Here is an 18,974-nt window from a genome sequence, read left to right on the forward strand (position 1 = left end):
AATTATTGTTATCTATGAGTATTACTTTACGAAAAGTATTAGACTAGAAAACTGCTTAAGCTTTTAAAAACTGAATTAAATAAGCTATTAAAATACTTACAAAAAGACCGACGTTAACTTTAGCAAAGTCCTTAACAATAATGCGATATGTTTTATTTAGTTTACCCTTTTTAAGCTTATAACTAATCGCTATTTCCCTACCTGCCAAAATACCAATAAATGCCCAAGTAGTGCTCATAGGTACCGTATTAAGTGTGGTGAAAAACAATAACAATAAACCATAACAGGCATCAATTATTGTCGCTGAGCGTATATGCTGTGTATTTGATTTTTGATTTACGATATTTTGTATTTTCCCTCCTTTTACATTGAATATATAGGCCATAATCACCAAAATCAATCCTAAGGATAAAATGAGCTCATGCATCATTAACTGTCTCGGCAAAAAGACAAAAATATTGGCAAAATCTTGTATTAACCATTGCGACCATAAAAATCCTGTTGAAAACCATTGGGCAACAAGCCAATAAGGTTTTTGCTTCTTTTTATCCATTAAACGTATAGAAGCAGGAGATTCAAACTTCTTGGTAATGAACAAATACAATACAAAGGCTGAAACGAAAGCTAAAGAGTATCCTAATACAGACTTTAAAATCATTTTTTCTATCAATTGACTTGAAGAAAAAACACTCAAAATCATAAATGTCGTGCTTGCAGGAATTCCAAAACGAGTTATCACCAATAAAGAAATAGGCGCAAGTAGGTACCACCATGGCATAGGATTAGGAAGTGGAATTCCAGACAATCTTCCATAAGATACATCACCACCGTATACATACCAACCGTATACCAATGTCACAGTCAATATTGAGCCCGAAAATGCCCAAAGTAACCACCATTTCACTCCAGAATTCGAAGCTATAAATGTCCCCAAAGTTTGAATAACGTCATTTGCAATAACAGCATAGGCCGCTACAAAAAAACCTAAGTAAAAAATATACTGATCCATAATAAGTTCAATTTACCACTTTATCAATGATTTCTTTACGGATAAAAAGTGCGCGAAAGTAAACCAAATAACAATACAGAAATGAAGATTAAAAAAAATGTTTTGATGTACCTTCTTTAACATGATTTATATAGAATGGTATGAAATTTATTGCTGATGTTTTTTCTAATTTATTTCAAATCGAATATTATTATTTTATTAGTAGTATACGTTATTCACAGTTAAATAAACTCCTATACGTTAAGGATATTTTGTTGCATAAGTGGCGATAAACCCAGCATAGAAGATATCATCGTGCATAAACCTCAGTCATTTACAATGATGAAAATAATTAATAATTTTAATTCGGATAATTTTGTCCTATTTAAAATTAACGCTATATTTGCTATAACCACAAATAAAAATAAATGTTTTCAAAAGCATGTGAATATGGCATTAGATCGGCCACCTATATAGCCTCCCAGTCATTAGAAGGCAGAAGGGTTAGTCTAAAAGAAATTGCAGAGAAAATAGATTCTCCAGTAGCTTTTACAGCAAAAATTTTACAGCTTTTGTCAAAAAATAATATAGTTGATTCGGTAAAAGGAGCATATGGTGGTTTCGAAATCAACAGAACTAAAATTGATACATTAAAACTAAGTGAAATTGTCAATGCCATTGATGGTAATAAAATATATGTTGGCTGTGGACTAGGATTGAAGGAATGTAATGCCGCAAAACCATGCCCAGTACACTACAAATTTGTAGCTATACGTAATGATTTACGAAAAATGCTCGAAAACACAAGTCTCTTCGAAATGACAACGGGACTCGAAATGGGATTAACCTATTTAAAGCGTTAAAAAAAATTAAATATAAATCGGACAAATTTATCCGATTAAACTAATGAATATCATGGAAAAAACTTTAGATAAAACAATAGGTGAAATGGTCGCCAAGGACTACCGTATCGCACAAGTATTTAAAAATCATAATATTGATTTCTGTTGTAAAGGTAATCGCAGTATAGAAGAAGTTGCTGAAAAGCATAATCTTGATACTAATAAATTACTTAAGGAAATTGATGAAGCACAAAGACAGGCTTCTACTGATAATACAGATTTTCAATCATGGCCTTTAGATTTACTCGCCGATTATATCGAAAAAAAGCATCATAGGTACGTAGAAAAACAGATTCCTATTTTAAAACAATATCTAAATAAACTTTGTAAGGTACATGGTGAACGTCATCCTGAACTATTTGAAATTGATGATCATTTCAACTTATCAGCTGGCGAATTAACAATGCACATGAAAAAAGAAGAATTACTTCTCTTTCCTTGGATACGTAAAATGGTCAAAGCAGAACAGCTTAACGGAACGCTTGATAGACCTCATTTTGGTTCTGTAAAGAATCCGATAGCCGCAATGATGCAAGAGCATGAGAACGAAGGTGATCGGTTTAGGTTGATACAAGAGTTGAGTAACGATTATAACCCACCTAAAGATGCTTGTAGCACCTACCGTGTAACCTTTTCATTGCTTAAAGAATTCGAGGAAGATCTGCACAGACATATCCATTTAGAAAATAATATACTTTTTCCGAAAGCCGAGCTATTGGAACATAAGTTCATTTCATAATTAAAAATATGGAGGTAAATAAGACCAATCCCATAAAACGGAGCAAAGCATTGCAAGGCGTAAGTCGAGAACACCATCATGGCTTATTACTCTGTTGGAAAATACGAACTGGATTCTCTAAAGGAATATCAGAAGAACGAATCAAAAAATATGTGGATTGGTTTTATACTACCCATTTAATACCACACTTTGAGCTAGAGGAAAATTTTATTTTTCCGATTTTAGGAAATAAGCATAGACTGGTCAAAAAAGCCATCACCCAGCATAAAAGACTACATCGCCTTTTTAAGGATAGCGATTCACCTTCTAAATCCTTGAGTTTAATCGAGGAAGAATTAGAACAGCATATTCGTTTTGAAGAGCGGGTACTTTTCAATGAAATTCAAAAGATTGCATCTGAAGAACAATTAAAAACCATTTTAAAATTACATAATGATGAAAAATTTAACGATAACATCCATGACACATTCTGGATCTGAAAAAGGAGTAAATCCCCTATTAAAAAGATACCAAAGTCTTCTAAATGAATTCAAAAAAGAACAGACCGGTTATGCCGCAATAGCAATTATAGCACAAAGCTGTTTAGGATCGGCCGCTGTAATGGTATTACTCATGAACGAAATGCCAATGGCAACTAAAATGGTCTTTATATTTCTCATTACCATTCTCTGTATGGGCTATAATGCTGCGGTATTGGCCCAATTGAAATCTAAAACCACTTTTAATATGTTATTAATAAGTTTAGTATTCAGTAGTGCTGTCTTAATTGCTAATTTGTTTTGAGGAATTTTCATGAATAAGAAGAATTGTAGTCTTATCTATTTCAATGAATTCGGAGAAGAATGTAGCGCTGAATTCAGCCCTTTCGAATATTATAACCTCATGGAACTTCTTTTCGATAAATATATTGAAATGTGGGGAGATTGTATGGGAAAGGCCTGGTGTGGCACTTGCCATATTCAGATAATTGAAGGTCATATTTCTGAAAAAATAGATATCGAGGAAAAAAATACGTTATCAAAACTAAGTAATGTGACCTGTGAAAGTCGTTTGGCATGCCAGATTCCCGTTACTTCTGCTTTAGATGGAATTATCTTCAGAATTTTAAAGGATGATGGAATTTAAATATCACCAACTAATTTCGTATGTTTTATTCCCCTAACAACTATATAAATTAAACTTAAGAGAATTGACGCACTAGCTATTGCTAACGCACCATAATAATTTTCCAAAAGGGTAAAACCATACCAACCAGCAACTCCTTTGTAAAAGATAAGACCCTCAGTAAGCACAAACCCAAAAAAATACAAATAGAATGCTTTTTTGTTCAGGTGTACTAGCTTAAAATAATCCAAGAAAATAAATAGACTCACTGTTACCACTCCCAAAAACGTCCAGTGTAAATACCCAATGGTAAAATCTAAATAGGTTACGGCTAGATCAGCGAAATATGGTATTGAGCTTAGCGCTTGTAATATCATTTTAATCACCCATAGCACGCCTATTATTTTCAATAGGTTCTGATGAAATGTTGAAAACAAGCTCTTGAAATTCAGCTTAATATCTACTAAAAATCTCCATAAAATATAAAACGCACACAACTGTAAAACTGCTCCTAATCCACCAAATATAAAGTAAACCACAGATGGATGTGAAAACAAAGTAGACAGAAAAAAAGAAAGGACAATACCAAGATTCAATCCCCAAAAAAACCTTTTAAAACTCCTTTGCGGCATAACAATCTGCTGCTTCTCAAGAATATATAGAAATACAGCTAAGAGTGCCATTATCATCCATCCGTTGTAAAGGAAATGGAGATAGAAATAAATGGCCAAGCGATACCAAATGGAGTCTCCACCAAGAGTATTCATTATGCCCCCTAATGCCCATGGACCTATACTTGAAATTACTAAATATATTATAGCAGCTTTCGCACACTTTAATGACTGTTTTTGATGGTATTCAACTGGAACATTTTTAAAAAAGAACCACGAAAACCAATAAGATGCAAACAAGAATAGAGTTGAAAAAACAATTGAAAATACCGCATACCCTTGAAACGGAAAAGTCAGCAACATACCAACTAGCGTCAGTTGCGTAAACCAAAATACCTTAGCGTATTTCTTGTGAACATTTGACTTACTTAAATAAAGTTTATATAGTAGCGTAGTAAGAGCCAAATATACCCACCCCAATAAAGCTACATGAGAATGGGAGTGAACAATATATTTATAGGTTATTGGAATATCAAAAACTCGAAAAAACCGCAGGACACACCCCAAAACAGCTGCCAAGACAAAGTACACCAAAGCTATATTGGTATGGTCCTTAAGATTTACCATTTGTCTTGCCATTCTTTTTGGCTTTAAATTAAAAATCTTTTTTCTTGGATATGTATACCAAACGCCAAATAGGAAGAACTGTCCATAAAACAAGCATAAACATAGACACAAAAAGACCTTGGTCCGTACCAAAAAACTTTTTGAATACCGCACCAGTGTACCCCAAAAGAGCAGAAATATCTAACTTTAAAAGAATTAAGGTTCGCGATAAATCTATTGGGTTGAACATGGTAGCACCAAGCGAAAAACCATCTAAAGGATACTCCTTAAAAATAATTAGAGACATAAGAAAAAGTCCGTCATAAATAACTGCCATAAACAACCAAAGTAAAACCGCATATCCAAAACCTTTAATCTTGTTTTCATTAGATAACGCAATATTAAAAGCCAATACGGTAAAAATCAAGGTTAAAAAAGCGCCTGTTACCAATAGTAGAGTAAAATCAAAAATAGCATCACTTTTAAAGAGCCCATAAAGCACGAATGGAATACCAAGACCCAAAACCAAACTTAAGGTCAGAGAACCCGCTACGCCAAAATATTGGCCTAAGAAAATAGAAGAACGTTTAACAGGCTGCGCCAATAAAAGTTCAGTAAATTCCTTGGAATTATAGAAATACATTATCCCGAATATAGTGCTGATTAAAGGCACCAGAATAATTATAACATTCATTAGGGTTATGATTGCCTTTGAAACATCATTGTTCAAGAATAACAGTACAAAACCTAACAAAAGATAAAACAGAAAGTACACGTAACTCCAACGGCTACGGATTAGGTCGTAAAAACTATATTTTAGTATCTTAAGCATGAGTTGGTGCTGTTGCTATGGCCGCAATGGCGTGTTCTAAATCGGTTTGTCCTGTCTTGGTTTTCAATTCTTCAATAGTGCCTTTAAAGTAAATATCACCTTCTAACAAGTAGACGATTACATCTGAAACTTCGGCTACGAATTGCATAATATGCGATGTAATTAACACCGTTTTTTTCATTTCTTTTTGTTCTCTTATGAGGTTTTTTAAATGAATCAAAGAAGCTGGGTCAAGACCCGTTGTAGGCTCATCTAAAATAAGCAACGGACTATCGAACATAAAAGCTAATACGATGTTTACCTTTTGTTTGGTACCTCCTGAAAGAGTTGAGAGTTTCTTATCTAAAAAAGGTTCTAGTTTAAAAAGTTCAATCAATCTTTCTTCGTTACTTGGGCTTTGCCTAAGGTCCTTTATCATCCGTATAAGCTCGTAAACTTTTAAGTTCCCAGGGAAATTAGCTATTTGAGGAAGGTAGTCTATCTCTTTTCGGTATTTCCAGTTTTTCTTAATAGGCTCTCCCATAACCGAAATACTTCCTTTATCTGGTACTACCATGCCCAACACACTTTTAATTAGGGTAGTTTTACCAGAGCCATTAGGACCCAAGATGGCAAATACACCAGCTTTCTCTATGGTTAGATCTAGGTCTGAAAGAACAATGTTCTTTCCAAATTTCTTCTGTAAACCTTTAATATGAATCATTTTACTTTTGTCATTAAGGGGTTGGCATCCAATAAATTATCTGGTGTAAACACTGGTGATACTTTTTCAGAAAAATCAATAATATCCATAAAAAGACTTCGAAGTAGAACTATAGACTCCGGTGTTTTGTTTACGATATAGGAAAACAATTTTACGGGGCGATACGGCACGTCACCTATCCCATTCTTATCTAAATCATAACCTGTGTAGTCGCTCCAGTAATTACCATCAAACACATTATCGTTCAACTTACCATCATATGATATATCAAAGCTGTTATATAAAAAATTATTGCCGGTAAAAGAATTGGCATAACAGGCGCCTAGTACTTTAATGCCCCATCCATTATTTATAAAGTTATTCCCTTTATACTCAATTCGGTTAGAACCTTCTATTTGTATGCCTATAGTATTTTCCTCAAAGGTATTATCCCATATTTTCGCATCATTAATTTCTTTCAACAACACACCAAAAGATGCCGTACCCCAATTTTTTCGAAAGGTATTACCCTTCATTACAATTCCCTTAGAAAACATAACCGCTACCCCTGCTCCATTATTTTCAAAAAGATTGTTCGTATAAACATCATCGTCTGAAAACATAAAGTGTAGACCGTATCTTAAATTACCAGTGCTTTTATTATTGTCTATGGTAATATTATCAGAGAATTCTAAGTAAATACCATCTCTTGCGCCTTGAACAATATTTTGACTTACCTCAACATGATGCGAATACCAAAGTTGAATTCCATTTCCGGAATTATACTCGTCTTTGGCATCTCCTATTATTTTATTGTGATAGACTTTTCCGTGATTAGATTTTTCCAGATAAATACCAAAAAACAATTTTTCCAGTACTACGTTCTGAATTAGAAAATTTTCACTTTTTACTACTCGAATTGCAGCATAATCTGTGGTATAACTAGTACCTACATTAATTATAAAAAAACCATCTACCGTTACACCATCGGATACAATACGTATAATTTCACCTTTCTCTTCCCCATCTATTATAGGATAACCTTCGCCAATCAATGTCAGAGGTTTATCTATGATAATATTATATTCCTTATAGGTCCCTTTTTTAACTAAAAGCGTATCAAAATCTACTGCAAGTTTAATACCCTCAGAAATTGATTTTACTTCGCAATTTTCACAGATAGTAATGGGCTTTGCCCATACGTGTGCGGTAACGAAAAGTAAAAAAATAAAATTTAATAAGCTTTGGTATCGCATCATCTAATTATGAAAAATTTAAAATCCTCTTTAGTTCTTATCCTAAAAACGCCTTATTAATAAAGAACTGATTAAGCTTTCCTAAAGAATCACATGTCCACATTCCCAATGATTTAAAAAGGATTTTCTTCTTTAAACTTTTCATTGATCTCTGCCCAAGTATATAGCTTTCCAGAATTATCTAACTGAGTCTTTTTTGCTTCGTCTTCATTAGAAAAGGCAGTTAGAAATGCACCCATAGGACTAGGTATTTTAGCACTTATTAAATAAGTTGCTGCTGTAGCATCAACAAAAACCCCAGGATTTGTATAATCGTTTACACGATACAAAGCAACTGTTTCGGGTTCTACATCGCGCAGGTAATTCAACATACATTCGGTTGCATCAAAGGAATAGCTTCTTCCTTTTTTGGTCATAAACTGTGCGGCATGCTGTTTATCTACAATAGTCATACTACAATAATTACATCCCTCAGATCCATATGCTATAGGTTTAGGATCGCTTTGACAGGCAGATAACGCAAGAAAAAATAATACAACGATAATGGTTACACTTTTCATAGTATACTTAATTTTTGTTGTTATTGAATTGTGTGAGAACTTTTACTTTTCCAGCCAACTAAAAAGGCCACTACTGTAAGCGTCATACCTACAAACATTAGCCATGCACCCTTTGCCGGCAATGAACTTACATTAAAATTCAATAGTTTTTTATACCCAAAAAGTGGTGGTTTATATGACATTGGAGTTCCATCTTCGTTAACCACCTTAATAATTGCATGAGGATCCAAGTTTGAACCATAGTCCGTTAACCATAGATTAAAATCATACATACCCATAATACCTAGGATAGACATTATTATAAACCAACCCAGAAAATACCGATAATCAACTTTTTGGAAGAATCCTAATATACCCAAAAGTATTCCTAAAATTACCATGCCAATAATTACTGAAGGAAATATATTAAATTCCCACATTTCATTAGCTTTAGGAATGGTCTTCATACCTATATAATGGTTAAGACCGTCAATATTCTGTAAATCAAATTCAGAAACGCCCTGTATACCGGTAATATGAATATTCATACCCAATGGGTCCGGATATTGAGGCGCACCCAGCATAATATTCCAAAGTGGAAACGCAAACAATCCCAATAAACATAGAGACCCAATTATCATTATTACACTTGCCTTTTTCATCTTATTGTATCTTAAAAACCATAACTATAAAACAACTTGATACTCAAATAAAAAAGCAGGTCGGTCTTGGTACGCGACCTGCTTTTTTGTTTGAATAATTTATTTACTTCCTCTTAACTTACTCACCCAAAGACCATGAAAGGTCAATGTTAGAATTAGCTGGAGAAACTCTGATATAACCTTGCATCTCTTGGTGCAAAGCTGAACAAAAATCTGTACAGTAAAATGGCCATACACCTTCTTGCTTAGGCTCCCAAACCGATGTTTTAGTTTGCCCTGGCATTATTAGTAAACCAGAATTCTTTTGTCCGATCATCATAAAGCCGTGTGGCACATCAAAATCTTGCTCATGGTTCGTGATATGGAAATACACTTTATCACCAACTTTAATACCTTCTATATTATCTGGAGTAAAGTGACTACGTATCATTGCCATATACACATGAACAACATTACCATCACGTACTACTCTCGCTTCTGAGACATTCTTTGTTACAAATGGATGCTCATTTTCTGCCAACTTATAAATCTTTTGCGATTTAGGTGCTAGTATCGAAGCAGGTATTGCTGCTGCGTAATGTGGTTCGCCATGTGTTGGAAAATCATAGATTAACTCCATTTTATCACCTGTAATATCATACAACTGTGCAGAGTGTTCTAACTCTGGACCTGTTGGTAGGTATCTATCTTTGGTTATCTTATTTAAGGATATTAAATATTTACCAAAAGGTTTTCTAGAGTTACCTCCAGGAATCATACAGTGACCAACAGAGTAAAAAGTCGGTTTTCTATCAATAACTTCCCATGTACCTACTTTCCATTTTACAACTTCAGAAGAAATAAAGAATGTAGTATACGCATTACCCTTACCATCAAACTCGGTATGTAATGGACCTAATCCTCCACTTTTGACCTGACCAGCCAATACATCCTCGAATTTTAGAATAGGAAGACCATAAGCTTCACCATCATATTTTTTACCTTCAATTGCAGCAATCATTTTATCAAACGAGAAAACCGTAAGATCCGCAGAAAGCTTTCCGTTACCAATAATATAATCCCCTGTTGGATTTACGTCTACCCCGTGTGGAGATTTTGGTGTTGGCATAAAGAATACAGCACCAGGTACTTTTGTAGGATCCACAGTAAGAACTTCTTTTTTCATGGTTGAAGTAGCACTATGTGTCTCATCGCTATACACATTATGTGTATAATTTGCAGGTACCATTGTACCTCCTCCATTTTCTACATACTCTTCAATTTTTTTCCAGTTTACAGCTGCAATAAAATCTTTATCGTTTTGAGAAGCGTTAACCTCTAGCAGTGAATTAGCTTCTTCTGTGTTATAAGTAGTAAAGAAAAACCATCCATGAGATTTACCTCTACCAGGATGCGATAAATCATAATTAAAACCAGGCATGATCAATTGGAATTTTATATCCATTCTACCAGTTTCAGGTTCTACGCTTATAAAAGACAAGGCTCCTTTAAAGTTTCCTTTGTAGTCTTTTATAGGCATGTCTCTTTGTGGAATTGGAACTGAAAAACGAGTTCCTGCCACTACGTATTCTGAATTCTCTGTGATATACGAAGAACTGTGATTACCTGCACTATTTGGAACTTCTATAATCTCAGCAGTTTCAAATGTTTTTAGGTCAATTCTTGCTATACGTGGCGTATTGTTCCCATTTATGAATAGCCATCTACCATCTAATTCTCCATTAGTCTGAGAAATATCCGGGTGGTGAGAATCATCATTTGGGATAAAGCCGAAAGAAGTCTCTAACATAGGTTTTGTTTCTTCCGAATACCCATAACCATTAGTCGGGAATTGAGAAAAAACAGGAATCTCTTTGAACATACGTCCAGAAGGAAGGCCATAAACGGTTACGTTACCACTATATCCACCAGACATAAAGGCATAAAATTCATCGTGCTCACCAGGAGCTACATAAACTTTCTCCGCGTTATTTGAAGCAAGTGCCCCATTCGAGGAAGCTTTGCCGTTTTGATTGCCGCAACCTGAAAGAAACAGGATCGGCCCTAGAATTGCTGCTAGGTAAAATGAATACTTTTTCATGGGTATTTGTATTTTGGTTATTTATTTAAGTCCGTAAAGACTTTATTATCAATTAATCTAATGTTCTAAAAAATTCAAGTACACTACGAGCCTGATCTTCGGTCAACCCTTGGTTAGCCATCGGAGCACCGTTAAACTCTGCCATAAGTTCTTTCGCTAAAGGATCTTCTTTAACCATAACCTCTGGGTTAAGAATCATGTTCATGACCCATTCAGGACTACGTCTTTTTAAAATACCCGTTGGTGCAGGACCAATGAATTTTTTATCTACTCTGTGGCACGCCATACACATTTGTGTGTATACTTCTTCTCCTTTTTTAGCCAACGCTTTATCAATATCAGGAGATAAGGATAGTGACTTTACAGGACCTATTCCTTTGTTTTCAAGATCCACACGTTGAGAGGCTGACACTTCACTAGTAGCGGCAACAGCTTCAACCGGTTTTTCTGTAGCTTTTGTTCGGTCTACACTAAACCCTTCTTTTTTCTTTTCTTCTTTACCACCGCAACCTATTACTAGGGCAGCTAGCATAATACTACATAATAAAGTATTGATTTTCATATGATTCGATTTTTATTAGGATACAAAAATAGTTTCTGACCATTATCTTTAACATGATATAAATCATATTTAAGATAAAAACATCTTTTTTACTTTACACACTGGTTTAAAACTCAAAAAAGATGCTTTCTAACTCATCAAAATATGCAATTAAGGCAGTGCTTTTTTTGGCCATAAATTCTAGTCAGGATAAAAGAATCATGGTTAAGGATATTTATAGCGACATTAATGTTTCTGAAACTTATTTGGCCAAGTTGTTGCAAGAACTTTCTAGACATAATATTATATCTTCTAGTAGAGGCCCAAAAGGCGGGTTTTTCTTAACGGATAGAGAACTTCATCAATCTCTAATAGAAATTGTTAGGGTAATTGATGGAGAGAAACATATTCATTCATGTGTTTTGGGAATAAGCCAATGCGATGCTAAGGATCCTTGCATGCTACATGATTTGTTAGGACCTAGTAAGACCAACTTCATGAAAATTTTGGCAACTACTACTATTTATGATGTAGTGCACAACTTAAAAACAGTGGATGTATTTTTTCCTAGCTAAAATCAATTTCAGTATCATTTTTTCAGCTTTAAGTCGTTCCCAAAAGGAGTTCGATACATTAATAATAAGACAGTAAAAAATCAAAGACTAAACTTTCAGACACATCTATAATCATTCAGATAATAAGCTTGAAGGAAATCTTAATTAAATGAATAGAATATATACAATGAAATCAATAAACACCATTTTGCCAATATTATTATTGTTTTTTATTCCCTTTGTTAATGCACAACTTACTGTTGATGCAGAACTACGACCTCGTTTTGAATATCGTCATGGCTTTAAAACCCTTTATCCGGATGGGGCAAATCCTGCAGCTTTTGTTTCACAACGTACACGTTTAAACTCAGGGTATGATACCGAAAAATTAAACTTTTATCTAAGTCTACAAGATGTTCGGGTCTGGGGAGATGTACCACAGTTGAACACCTCTGATAACAGTGGGCTTAGTATTCATGAGGCTTGGGGGAAAATTCTTTTTAACAAAAACCTATCACTTAAATTAGGGCGTCAAGAGATTACCTATGACGATCATCGTATTTTCGGAAATGTTGGGTGGGCTCAACAAGCACGTAGCCACGATGCTGCGCTTATAAAGTACACAGATGAAAAATTCAAATTCGATTTAGGTTTTGCATTTAATCAAGATGCCGAAAACGTAACTGGGACTACCTTAAGAACCTTCGGAACTTATAAAAGCATACAATATGTTTGGTTGCATAAAGATTGGGAAAGCTTACAAGCTAGTTTTCTAATTTTAAACAATGGAATGCAATATATTGACGAGGTCAATACGGACAACGATGAAACCCGATATTCCCAGACGCTCGGCGGTCATTTGAAGTATTCTTATGGAAAAATAGACTTTATCTCAAATCTCTATTACCAATTGGGGAAAGATATTGTCAATAATGATATCAATGCATATTTATTGGCATTGGAAGCTAGTTACGAATCTTCATCGACTCTGAAATTCACCCTTGGCACAGAATTACTAAGTGGTAACGATGGCGGTGCACCAAATAATGGTAACAATGATGCCTTTACCCCTTTTTATGGTACCAATCATAAATTCAATGGTCTAATGGATTATTTCTATGTTGGTAATCATAATCAAAATGTTGGACTATGGGATGTTTACTGCAAGGCAATTCTGGCCGTTGACAAGCAATCTAATGTAACAATGGCATTGCACAATTTTAGCTCCCCATCTGATATTGCGCCAAATGTTTCTAATCAATTGGGAATAGAAGCAGATATCTCATATGTATATAATATAGACAAGAATATTTCTCTATCAGGTGGGTATTCCCATCTTTTTGCGGCAGAAGGAATGGAAGTTGTTAAAAATAATTTTGATGGAAATACTAATAATTGGCTCTGGGTTATGGTAACAATTAAACCAATTCTATACAATAAATAATCGCCATATAACTACGATAAAATATGATAAATGTCATATTACTGCGAATTAAATACATCTACTTTTAATACAATTTTAAAATAACTAAAACCATACACATGAGAACAAATCAATTAAGTATCCTTGGATATACAAGGTTATTTTTCACCCTAGGAATTTTCATAACACTTGCATCATGCAAGAACGATAAAGACAAGGAAAAGGAATATTCAAATAGCATGGAAATTCCTGCAACGGTTGAAATGAAGGCCATATTAACCTCACCACCAAATGTACCCCCACCAACCGGAAAGCGAAAGGCTAAAAAGCTGATTGTAGACATGGAAATCCTTGAACAGGAGGGAGAAATGACTAATGGTGTAAAATATGTGTATTGGACATTTGGAGGAACGGTACCGGGCAGTTTCATCCGCACAAAAGTTGGAGATGAGGTAGAATTTCATCTAAAAAACCATCCTGATAATAAGCTACCTCACAACATTGACCTTCATGCAGTTACTGGTCCTGGTGGTGGCGCTGAGTCTTCTTTTGTAGCTCCAGGTCATGAAAAGGTGTTTTCTTTCAAAGTACTGAACCCTGGTCTCTATGTATATCATTGTGCTACAGCTCCTGTGGGCATGCATATTGCAAACGGAATGTACGGTCTAATTTTGGTAGAACCTGAAGAAGGCTTGCCAGCTGTAGATAAAGAATATTACATCATGCAAGGCGATTTTTATACCAAGGGCAGCAATGGCGATCGTGGGTTACAACCTTTCGATATGCAAAAAGCAGTTGATGAAAAGGCCGACTATGTGGTGTTCAATGGCAAAGTAGGTGCGCTGACAGGAGATAATGCCATAACGGCCAATGTTGGTGAAACTGTACGACTTTTTGTAGGTAATGGTGGTCCAAACCTTGTATCTTCTTTTCATGTGATTGGAGAAATATTCGACAAAGTGCATGTTGAAGGTGGTAGTAACATCAATGAAAATGTACAGACTACATTGATTCCGGCTGGTGGCGCCACTATCGTTGAGTTCAAAGTAGAAGTGCCAGGGACTTTCATTCTAGTAGATCACTCTATTTTCAGGGCGTTCAATAAGGGTGCTTTAGGCATGCTTAAAGTTCAGGGAGATGAGAACGAAGCTGTTTATTCGGGTGAATTACGAGATGATATTTACCTGCCAGAAGGCGGTGGTATACAAAAAATGCCTTCAACTAATGAAATACCCGAATCAGAAATTCCTGCAAAATCAATGGCAGAGAAAATGGAGTTTGGAAAACAAACATATATGCAGACCTGCTTTGCGTGCCATCAAGCGGAAGGGCAAGGGATAGCCAATGCGTTTCCACCCTTGGCAAAATCCGATTACTTAAACGCAGATGTTAACAGGGCGATAGATATTATTTTACATGGTAAAACAGGTGAAATCACTGTTAACGGTCAAAAATATAATAGTGTCATGACCGCACAAACGTTGTCAGATGATGAAGTAGCAAATGTGTTGACATACGTGTATAACAGTTGGGGTAATTCTAAAAAAGAAGTTACACCAACTATGGTGAAAGCAGTTCGAAGCAGTAATTAATCAAATAGAAATATGAGTTCTTTCGTTAAAAGTGTTGTTATACTCTTTACTGTTATGGCTATTCAGTCAACTCAGTCACAAGAAGCTATGGTACAAATTAAAGGAGGAACTTATATTCCTTTGTATGGGGTAGATTCAACCGCCGTTACCATAGCTGATTTTTCAATGGATGTTTACCCAGTTACGAATGCCGAATATTTGGATTTTGTAACAAAATTTCCATCATGGCAAAAGGATAAGGTAATACCGTTATTCGCAGATGGCAATTATTTAATCGATTGGGAAAACAATCTTTCATACGGTAAAACCCTTGCCGCAGAGGCTCCTGTAACAACTGTATCTTGGTTCGCAGCAAAGAATTATTGTGAATGTCAAGGAAAAAGATTGCCTACTATAGATGAATGGGAATATGCAGCAATGGCCGACGAAACCACAGCAGATGCTAGAAAAAAAGAATCTTACAACCAAAGTATATTAGATTGGTATGAGGCCCCCAAGTCTTTAGAGAAAAATATTGGCTCTACATTTAAAAATTATTGGGGTGTTTATGATTTGCACGGGTTGGTCTGGGAATGGACTATGGACTTCAACTCAGTATTGATATCGGGAGAATCAAGAAAAGATGTAGACAAGGACAGTAATCTTTTCTGTGGTAGTGCTGCAGTTGGGGCTTCCGATTTAATGAATTATGCTGCGTTCATGCGTTATGCCTTTCGTGGAAGTATGAAGGCTAATTACGCAGTAAAAAATCTAGGATTCCGTTGTGCGATGGACATTCCTCAAATATAAAAATAAATGAAAAATTCAAAAACGATACTTATTCTCTTTATGGTTATAGGTACTCTTATATCTTGCAATACAAAGAAAAAGAAGGATTTGGCTACAACTTCGTATCAATGCCCTATGAAGTGTGAAGGGGACAAAACTTATGACGCTCCAGGAGTTTGTTCGGTATGTAAAATGCAACTTCAGGTCTACGAACCAAGTATTAAAAACTTGAACGAAATCTCAGACATGTCTATATATAACCTACCATCCGTATGGACAAACCAAGATAATCAAGAGGTTGCTTTGAAAAGTTTACAAGGAAATGTTGTGGTTATGGTCATGATCTACACTTCTTGCCAGGCAGCCTGCCCTAGGTTGGCCGCAGACATGAGGGCTATTGAAAAACAGATTCCGGAAGCAGAGAAAGAAAATTTAAAAATGGTACTCGTCAGTATAGATCCTGAAACTGATACGCCAGAACGGTTAAAGAAATTTGCCGTAGAAAATGAAATGGATTCTAATCCATGGATTTTTCTTAGAGGCTCAGAGGCTGATACCAGGGAATTTGCTGCAGTATTGGCTGTAAACTACAAGAAAATTTCTCCCATGGACTTCTCGCATTCTAATATTATCAGCGTTTTTGACAAACGTGGAGAACTTGTTTATCAAAAAGAAGGCCTTGGCGTAGACCACAAAAAAACCGTAAATAAGATTTTGGACCTCGCACGGTGAATATAATAGTGTTTTCTTGAAATAACTTTTGAATATCTAGATTACATAAAACTTAGAGAAACTCATAGATAGAATAGAAATGAAAAAACCGTAATAATCTAACATTTAGATTATTACGGTTTTACTTTGTACTCGAGGCGGGAGTGCAAATATTTCCTATTAGCGCCTTATATATAAGCCTTTGAAAGGAATATAATTGGAGTGCACCCGAATCTGCAACCTTTAACATTTTTTTATATTTTATCATGGTAAAACATAGTAAAATGCTCCAAACATAATTTTCTATTATGTATTTCTGACAGCAAACTATAAAGGCTCATCATACCTATCTACCTTAGGTGATCTTAAATGGTCCATGAAGCCAGAAATTGGACTTCTCCATTCCTGTTTTAGAATATAGCCCAGCTTCACATAACTTTTGGCCGCGGCTTTCCAATCCTTGATTTTCAACCCCCTTTCCAATTTCCAGTTTTTCGATTCATAATGTATATAAAATTTCTTTCCTTCGATATCCGGCCAGTTGTTTTTCCTGAAATAATTCAAAACTTCATTTTCATTGGAGGGGGTCGCCAGTTTATAAAAGTTTTTTTTTGTTTTCTGTTTTAAGGAAGGTACCATTCCACGGCCCGGTTCCGGAACGCGGCCGTCCATTTTTTGGACCGTACCGACACCACTACTCGTGCTGGAGCTTGTACCGAAATTGGTCATCCTTATCCTGGAACCCACCGATGGATGATAGGAGGGAAAGTATTCCAGATAGCCCCATCCGTTCAAATCTTTGAGATAATTATGGTAGGTCGTCTTAGACCTTATTTTGGCGTTCTCCATAATCAATTGCCTGTTCACCATAATCGTCCTTTTAAAGAACTTACGGTTCCATTTCTGAAAGAAGGCCAGGTAAAGTGTAATATGTCCCTGTTTGATCCTGTAATCATTGTTAAAGCGATCGAAAGCTGCATTTAGATGTGCGATGTAGTTTACTTTTTCCATTTTCTGTTATTTCGGGTTATGTGAAAGTCAAGTATTGACATATTAAAAACCTCATTCGTTGGATTTCTTCCAATGTTCCAGTTCCTCTTCTAGGGTCCTGTTGTTCTGTTTCTTCTCCACGAACCGGGGTGTGTCCTCTTTTTTCTCATTGACGGTAAAAAGCGCTTCGAGCATTCCTACCGTTGGCTTGGTCTGTGTTTTCTCCATATCCTTCATAATGGCTATAACCGCATTGATTCTTTTTAGCAGGCGCTTTTCCATTTGCACCAAGTGGTTGGGAATCTCATCTTTGGGCAGTACCTTGTGCCTTTCGAAAAAATCGAGCATATCGGACATTCCAAGTGATTGTGAAGTACCTGTTACACGGCAAAACCTTCGAAAGCGCTTGACAACGCTCCGTTTCATCTTCAGGGTCAGAAAGGGCTCGTTCTTGAATTCGTTATCCATTTTTTACTAAATTTTAAACTGGTTTTCAGGCCATTAAGCCCTTTTTTACTAAAAAGCAAAGATTTAGAGCGACTGTATAAATCGTAATCTTCTAAAAATGAATGGATTGAACAATGTAACCGTGCGCCAGCAGGTTACCCTCTTGCTACTCCATTCCTTCATTTCATTTTCAGAACCGTCGTACTTCTTAGCTTAAAGGCAAAAGCGTTTTTTACTGTTTCTATCCATAAACTTCGATTAAGGATTTAGTTCAATATAATTTTCAAAACTTCTGCTGATGAAAAGAAAAAGAAAGGTTTTTCGACTCCAACATTTCAATGTAGTGCAATATCGAAGCCATATTCAATGGTATCGATTGGTGTCAATTAGTTGCCAAAATGGCATTTGTCCATCTACTTATTATATCCCGAGCGTTTTTCTTTTCTTTTTGAAACAGTAGAAAGCCCTCCTATTACTATTTCTCTTTTTATAAAAGCCGATGTTTAAGTTGGTATTGAGATGTTCCAATTACTTCCCATAGAGCCTTCGCTGTTATCTTTTCTGGAACCACTTCTAAAATTTCGATTGAATAAGGACTTATAAAAGTGAGTAGGCGAACGGTTATGCAGTCCGTCTCAGTCTAAATTTTAAACCTTTGTAGAGAAAAGTTGATAGTCGGTTACGGTTTCAGCGAACTTGATTTCGGATGTTTATTTCATAATGGAAATTTTCTTTCCGGCGTAGTGAAGAGAATACATGCTAGGGTAAGTCTACATCAAGAATTGGGTTTAAGAACTAATGTAAGGAAGCTCTTTTCCTGCGATGCAACTTATTGAGCGAAATGTAAAGGAAAGTGCTGAGTGGACCTTAAAAATCATTCTAACACAGATTACAATAAAATTCCATCACAATGTATTGGACTATTTTATTTACACCCTTTTTAAAAT

General features: G+C 35.5%; 21 protein-coding genes. 10 read left to right on the top strand and 11 right to left on the bottom strand.

Going from position 1 to position 18,974, the window contains the following annotated elements; all coding sequences use genetic code 11:
- Window positions 1–55: 55 nt before the first annotated feature.
- Window positions 56–1,009, bottom strand: a complete 954-nt coding sequence (locus AAC084_RS14490; protein ID WP_339840927.1) for a hypothetical protein — start codon at window positions 1,007–1,009, stop codon at window positions 56–58.
- A gap of 407 nt (window positions 1,010–1,416) precedes the next feature.
- Here AAC084_RS14490 and AAC084_RS14495 point away from each other — a divergent pair, with 407 nt between their 5' ends.
- Genes AAC084_RS14495 through AAC084_RS14515 form a run of 5 tightly spaced genes read left to right on the top strand, consistent with a single transcriptional unit; the run spans window position 1,417 to window position 3,754 of the window.
- Window positions 1,417–1,851, top strand: coding sequence for an Rrf2 family transcriptional regulator (locus AAC084_RS14495; protein ID WP_339840928.1), 435 nt, complete (start codon window positions 1,417–1,419; stop codon window positions 1,849–1,851).
- 52 nt (window positions 1,852–1,903) lie between these two features.
- Window positions 1,904–2,629, top strand: a complete 726-nt coding sequence (gene ric / locus AAC084_RS14500; RefSeq protein ID WP_339840929.1) for an iron-sulfur cluster repair di-iron protein — start codon at window positions 1,904–1,906, stop codon at window positions 2,627–2,629.
- Window positions 2,630–2,637: 8 nt separating this feature from the next.
- The gene (locus AAC084_RS14505) at window positions 2,638–3,108 is read left to right on the top strand and encodes a hemerythrin domain-containing protein (RefSeq protein ID WP_339840930.1); all 471 of its coding nucleotides are present in this window, start codon (window positions 2,638–2,640) and stop codon (window positions 3,106–3,108) included.
- Window positions 3,089–3,412 carry a hypothetical protein gene (locus tag AAC084_RS14510; RefSeq protein WP_339840931.1) on the top strand — a complete coding sequence of 108 codons (324 nt, stop codon included), beginning with the start codon at window positions 3,089–3,091 and terminating at the stop codon, window positions 3,410–3,412. Before AAC084_RS14505 ends, AAC084_RS14510 begins: the two co-directional genes overlap by 20 nt.
- 9 nt (window positions 3,413–3,421) lie before the next feature.
- Window positions 3,422–3,754, top strand: a complete 333-nt coding sequence (locus tag AAC084_RS14515; protein ID WP_339840932.1) for a 2Fe-2S iron-sulfur cluster-binding protein — start codon at window positions 3,422–3,424, stop codon at window positions 3,752–3,754.
- On the opposite strand, the gene AAC084_RS14520 is transcribed toward AAC084_RS14515, so the two are convergent.
- The 8 genes from AAC084_RS14520 to AAC084_RS14555 form a co-directional block, all read right to left on the bottom strand.
- Window positions 3,751–4,983, bottom strand: a complete 1,233-nt coding sequence (locus tag AAC084_RS14520) for a hypothetical protein (protein WP_339840933.1) — start codon at window positions 4,981–4,983, stop codon at window positions 3,751–3,753. The two genes, AAC084_RS14515 and AAC084_RS14520, sit on opposite strands and share 4 nt — an antisense overlap.
- Before the next feature lie 16 nt (window positions 4,984–4,999).
- A complete protein-coding gene (locus AAC084_RS14525; RefSeq protein WP_339840935.1) occupies window positions 5,000–5,782 on the bottom strand; it encodes an ABC transporter permease in 783 nt (260 codons plus the stop codon).
- The gene (locus tag AAC084_RS14530) at window positions 5,775–6,485 is read right to left on the bottom strand and encodes an ABC transporter ATP-binding protein (protein ID WP_339840936.1); all 711 of its coding nucleotides are present in this window, start codon (window positions 6,483–6,485) and stop codon (window positions 5,775–5,777) included. The genes AAC084_RS14525 and AAC084_RS14530 overlap by 8 nt, the downstream gene beginning before the upstream one ends.
- A complete protein-coding gene (locus tag AAC084_RS14535) occupies window positions 6,482–7,720 on the bottom strand; it encodes a nitrous oxide reductase family maturation protein NosD (RefSeq protein ID WP_339841015.1) in 1,239 nt (412 codons plus the stop codon). Before AAC084_RS14535 ends, AAC084_RS14530 begins: the two co-directional genes overlap by 4 nt.
- A 113-nt stretch (window positions 7,721–7,833) precedes the next feature.
- Window positions 7,834–8,280 carry a nitrous oxide reductase accessory protein NosL gene (locus AAC084_RS14540; protein ID WP_339840938.1) on the bottom strand — a complete coding sequence of 149 codons (447 nt, stop codon included), beginning with the start codon at window positions 8,278–8,280 and terminating at the stop codon, window positions 7,834–7,836.
- A gap of 20 nt (window positions 8,281–8,300) precedes the next feature.
- On the bottom strand, window positions 8,301–8,921 hold the full coding sequence (locus AAC084_RS14545) for a hypothetical protein (protein WP_339840939.1): 621 nt from the start codon (window positions 8,919–8,921) through the stop codon (window positions 8,301–8,303).
- A 118-nt stretch (window positions 8,922–9,039) separates the two neighbouring features.
- Complete coding sequence (nosZ, locus tag AAC084_RS14550) at window positions 9,040–11,001, bottom strand: Sec-dependent nitrous-oxide reductase (protein WP_339840940.1); 1,962 nt, start codon at window positions 10,999–11,001, stop codon at window positions 9,040–9,042.
- A 52-nt stretch (window positions 11,002–11,053) separates the two neighbouring features.
- Window positions 11,054–11,563 (bottom strand): c-type cytochrome, encoded by a 510-nt coding sequence (locus tag AAC084_RS14555; protein WP_339840942.1) that lies wholly within the window; start codon window positions 11,561–11,563, stop codon window positions 11,054–11,056.
- Window positions 11,564–11,685: 122 nt separating this feature from the next.
- Here AAC084_RS14555 and AAC084_RS14560 point away from each other — a divergent pair, with 122 nt between their 5' ends.
- The 5 genes from AAC084_RS14560 to AAC084_RS14580 all read left to right on the top strand — a co-directional run bounded on the left by AAC084_RS14560 (window position 11,686) and on the right by AAC084_RS14580 (window position 16,611).
- Window positions 11,686–12,117 carry an Rrf2 family transcriptional regulator gene (locus tag AAC084_RS14560; RefSeq protein ID WP_339840943.1) on the top strand — a complete coding sequence of 144 codons (432 nt, stop codon included), beginning with the start codon at window positions 11,686–11,688 and terminating at the stop codon, window positions 12,115–12,117.
- A gap of 166 nt (window positions 12,118–12,283) precedes the next feature.
- Window positions 12,284–13,540: an alginate export family protein gene (locus AAC084_RS14565; protein WP_339840944.1), complete on the top strand. Its 1,257-nt coding sequence runs from the start codon at window positions 12,284–12,286 to the stop codon at window positions 13,538–13,540.
- A gap of 98 nt (window positions 13,541–13,638) precedes the next feature.
- Window positions 13,639–15,111, top strand: coding sequence for a copper-containing nitrite reductase (gene nirK / locus AAC084_RS14570; RefSeq protein ID WP_339840945.1), 1,473 nt, complete (start codon window positions 13,639–13,641; stop codon window positions 15,109–15,111).
- Between the two features lie 12 nt (window positions 15,112–15,123).
- Window positions 15,124–15,900, top strand: a complete 777-nt coding sequence (locus AAC084_RS14575) for a formylglycine-generating enzyme family protein (RefSeq protein WP_339840946.1) — start codon at window positions 15,124–15,126, stop codon at window positions 15,898–15,900.
- A 6-nt stretch (window positions 15,901–15,906) separates the two neighbouring features.
- The gene (locus tag AAC084_RS14580) at window positions 15,907–16,611 is read left to right on the top strand and encodes an SCO family protein (RefSeq protein WP_339840947.1); all 705 of its coding nucleotides are present in this window, start codon (window positions 15,907–15,909) and stop codon (window positions 16,609–16,611) included.
- Window positions 16,612–16,917: 306 nt separating this feature from the next.
- On the opposite strand, the gene AAC084_RS14585 is transcribed toward AAC084_RS14580, so the two are convergent.
- The gene (locus tag AAC084_RS14585) at window positions 16,918–17,601 is read right to left on the bottom strand and encodes a hypothetical protein (protein WP_210708463.1); all 684 of its coding nucleotides are present in this window, start codon (window positions 17,599–17,601) and stop codon (window positions 16,918–16,920) included.
- Between the two features lie 51 nt (window positions 17,602–17,652).
- On the bottom strand, window positions 17,653–18,048 hold the full coding sequence (locus AAC084_RS14590) for a BfmA/BtgA family mobilization protein (protein ID WP_339729936.1): 396 nt from the start codon (window positions 18,046–18,048) through the stop codon (window positions 17,653–17,655).
- Window positions 18,049–18,974: the final 926 nt, after the last annotated feature.

The sequence above is a fragment of the uncultured Maribacter sp. genome (assembly GCF_963977385.1).
In the GTDB taxonomy this organism is placed as follows: Bacteria; Bacteroidota; Bacteroidia; order Flavobacteriales; family Flavobacteriaceae; genus Maribacter.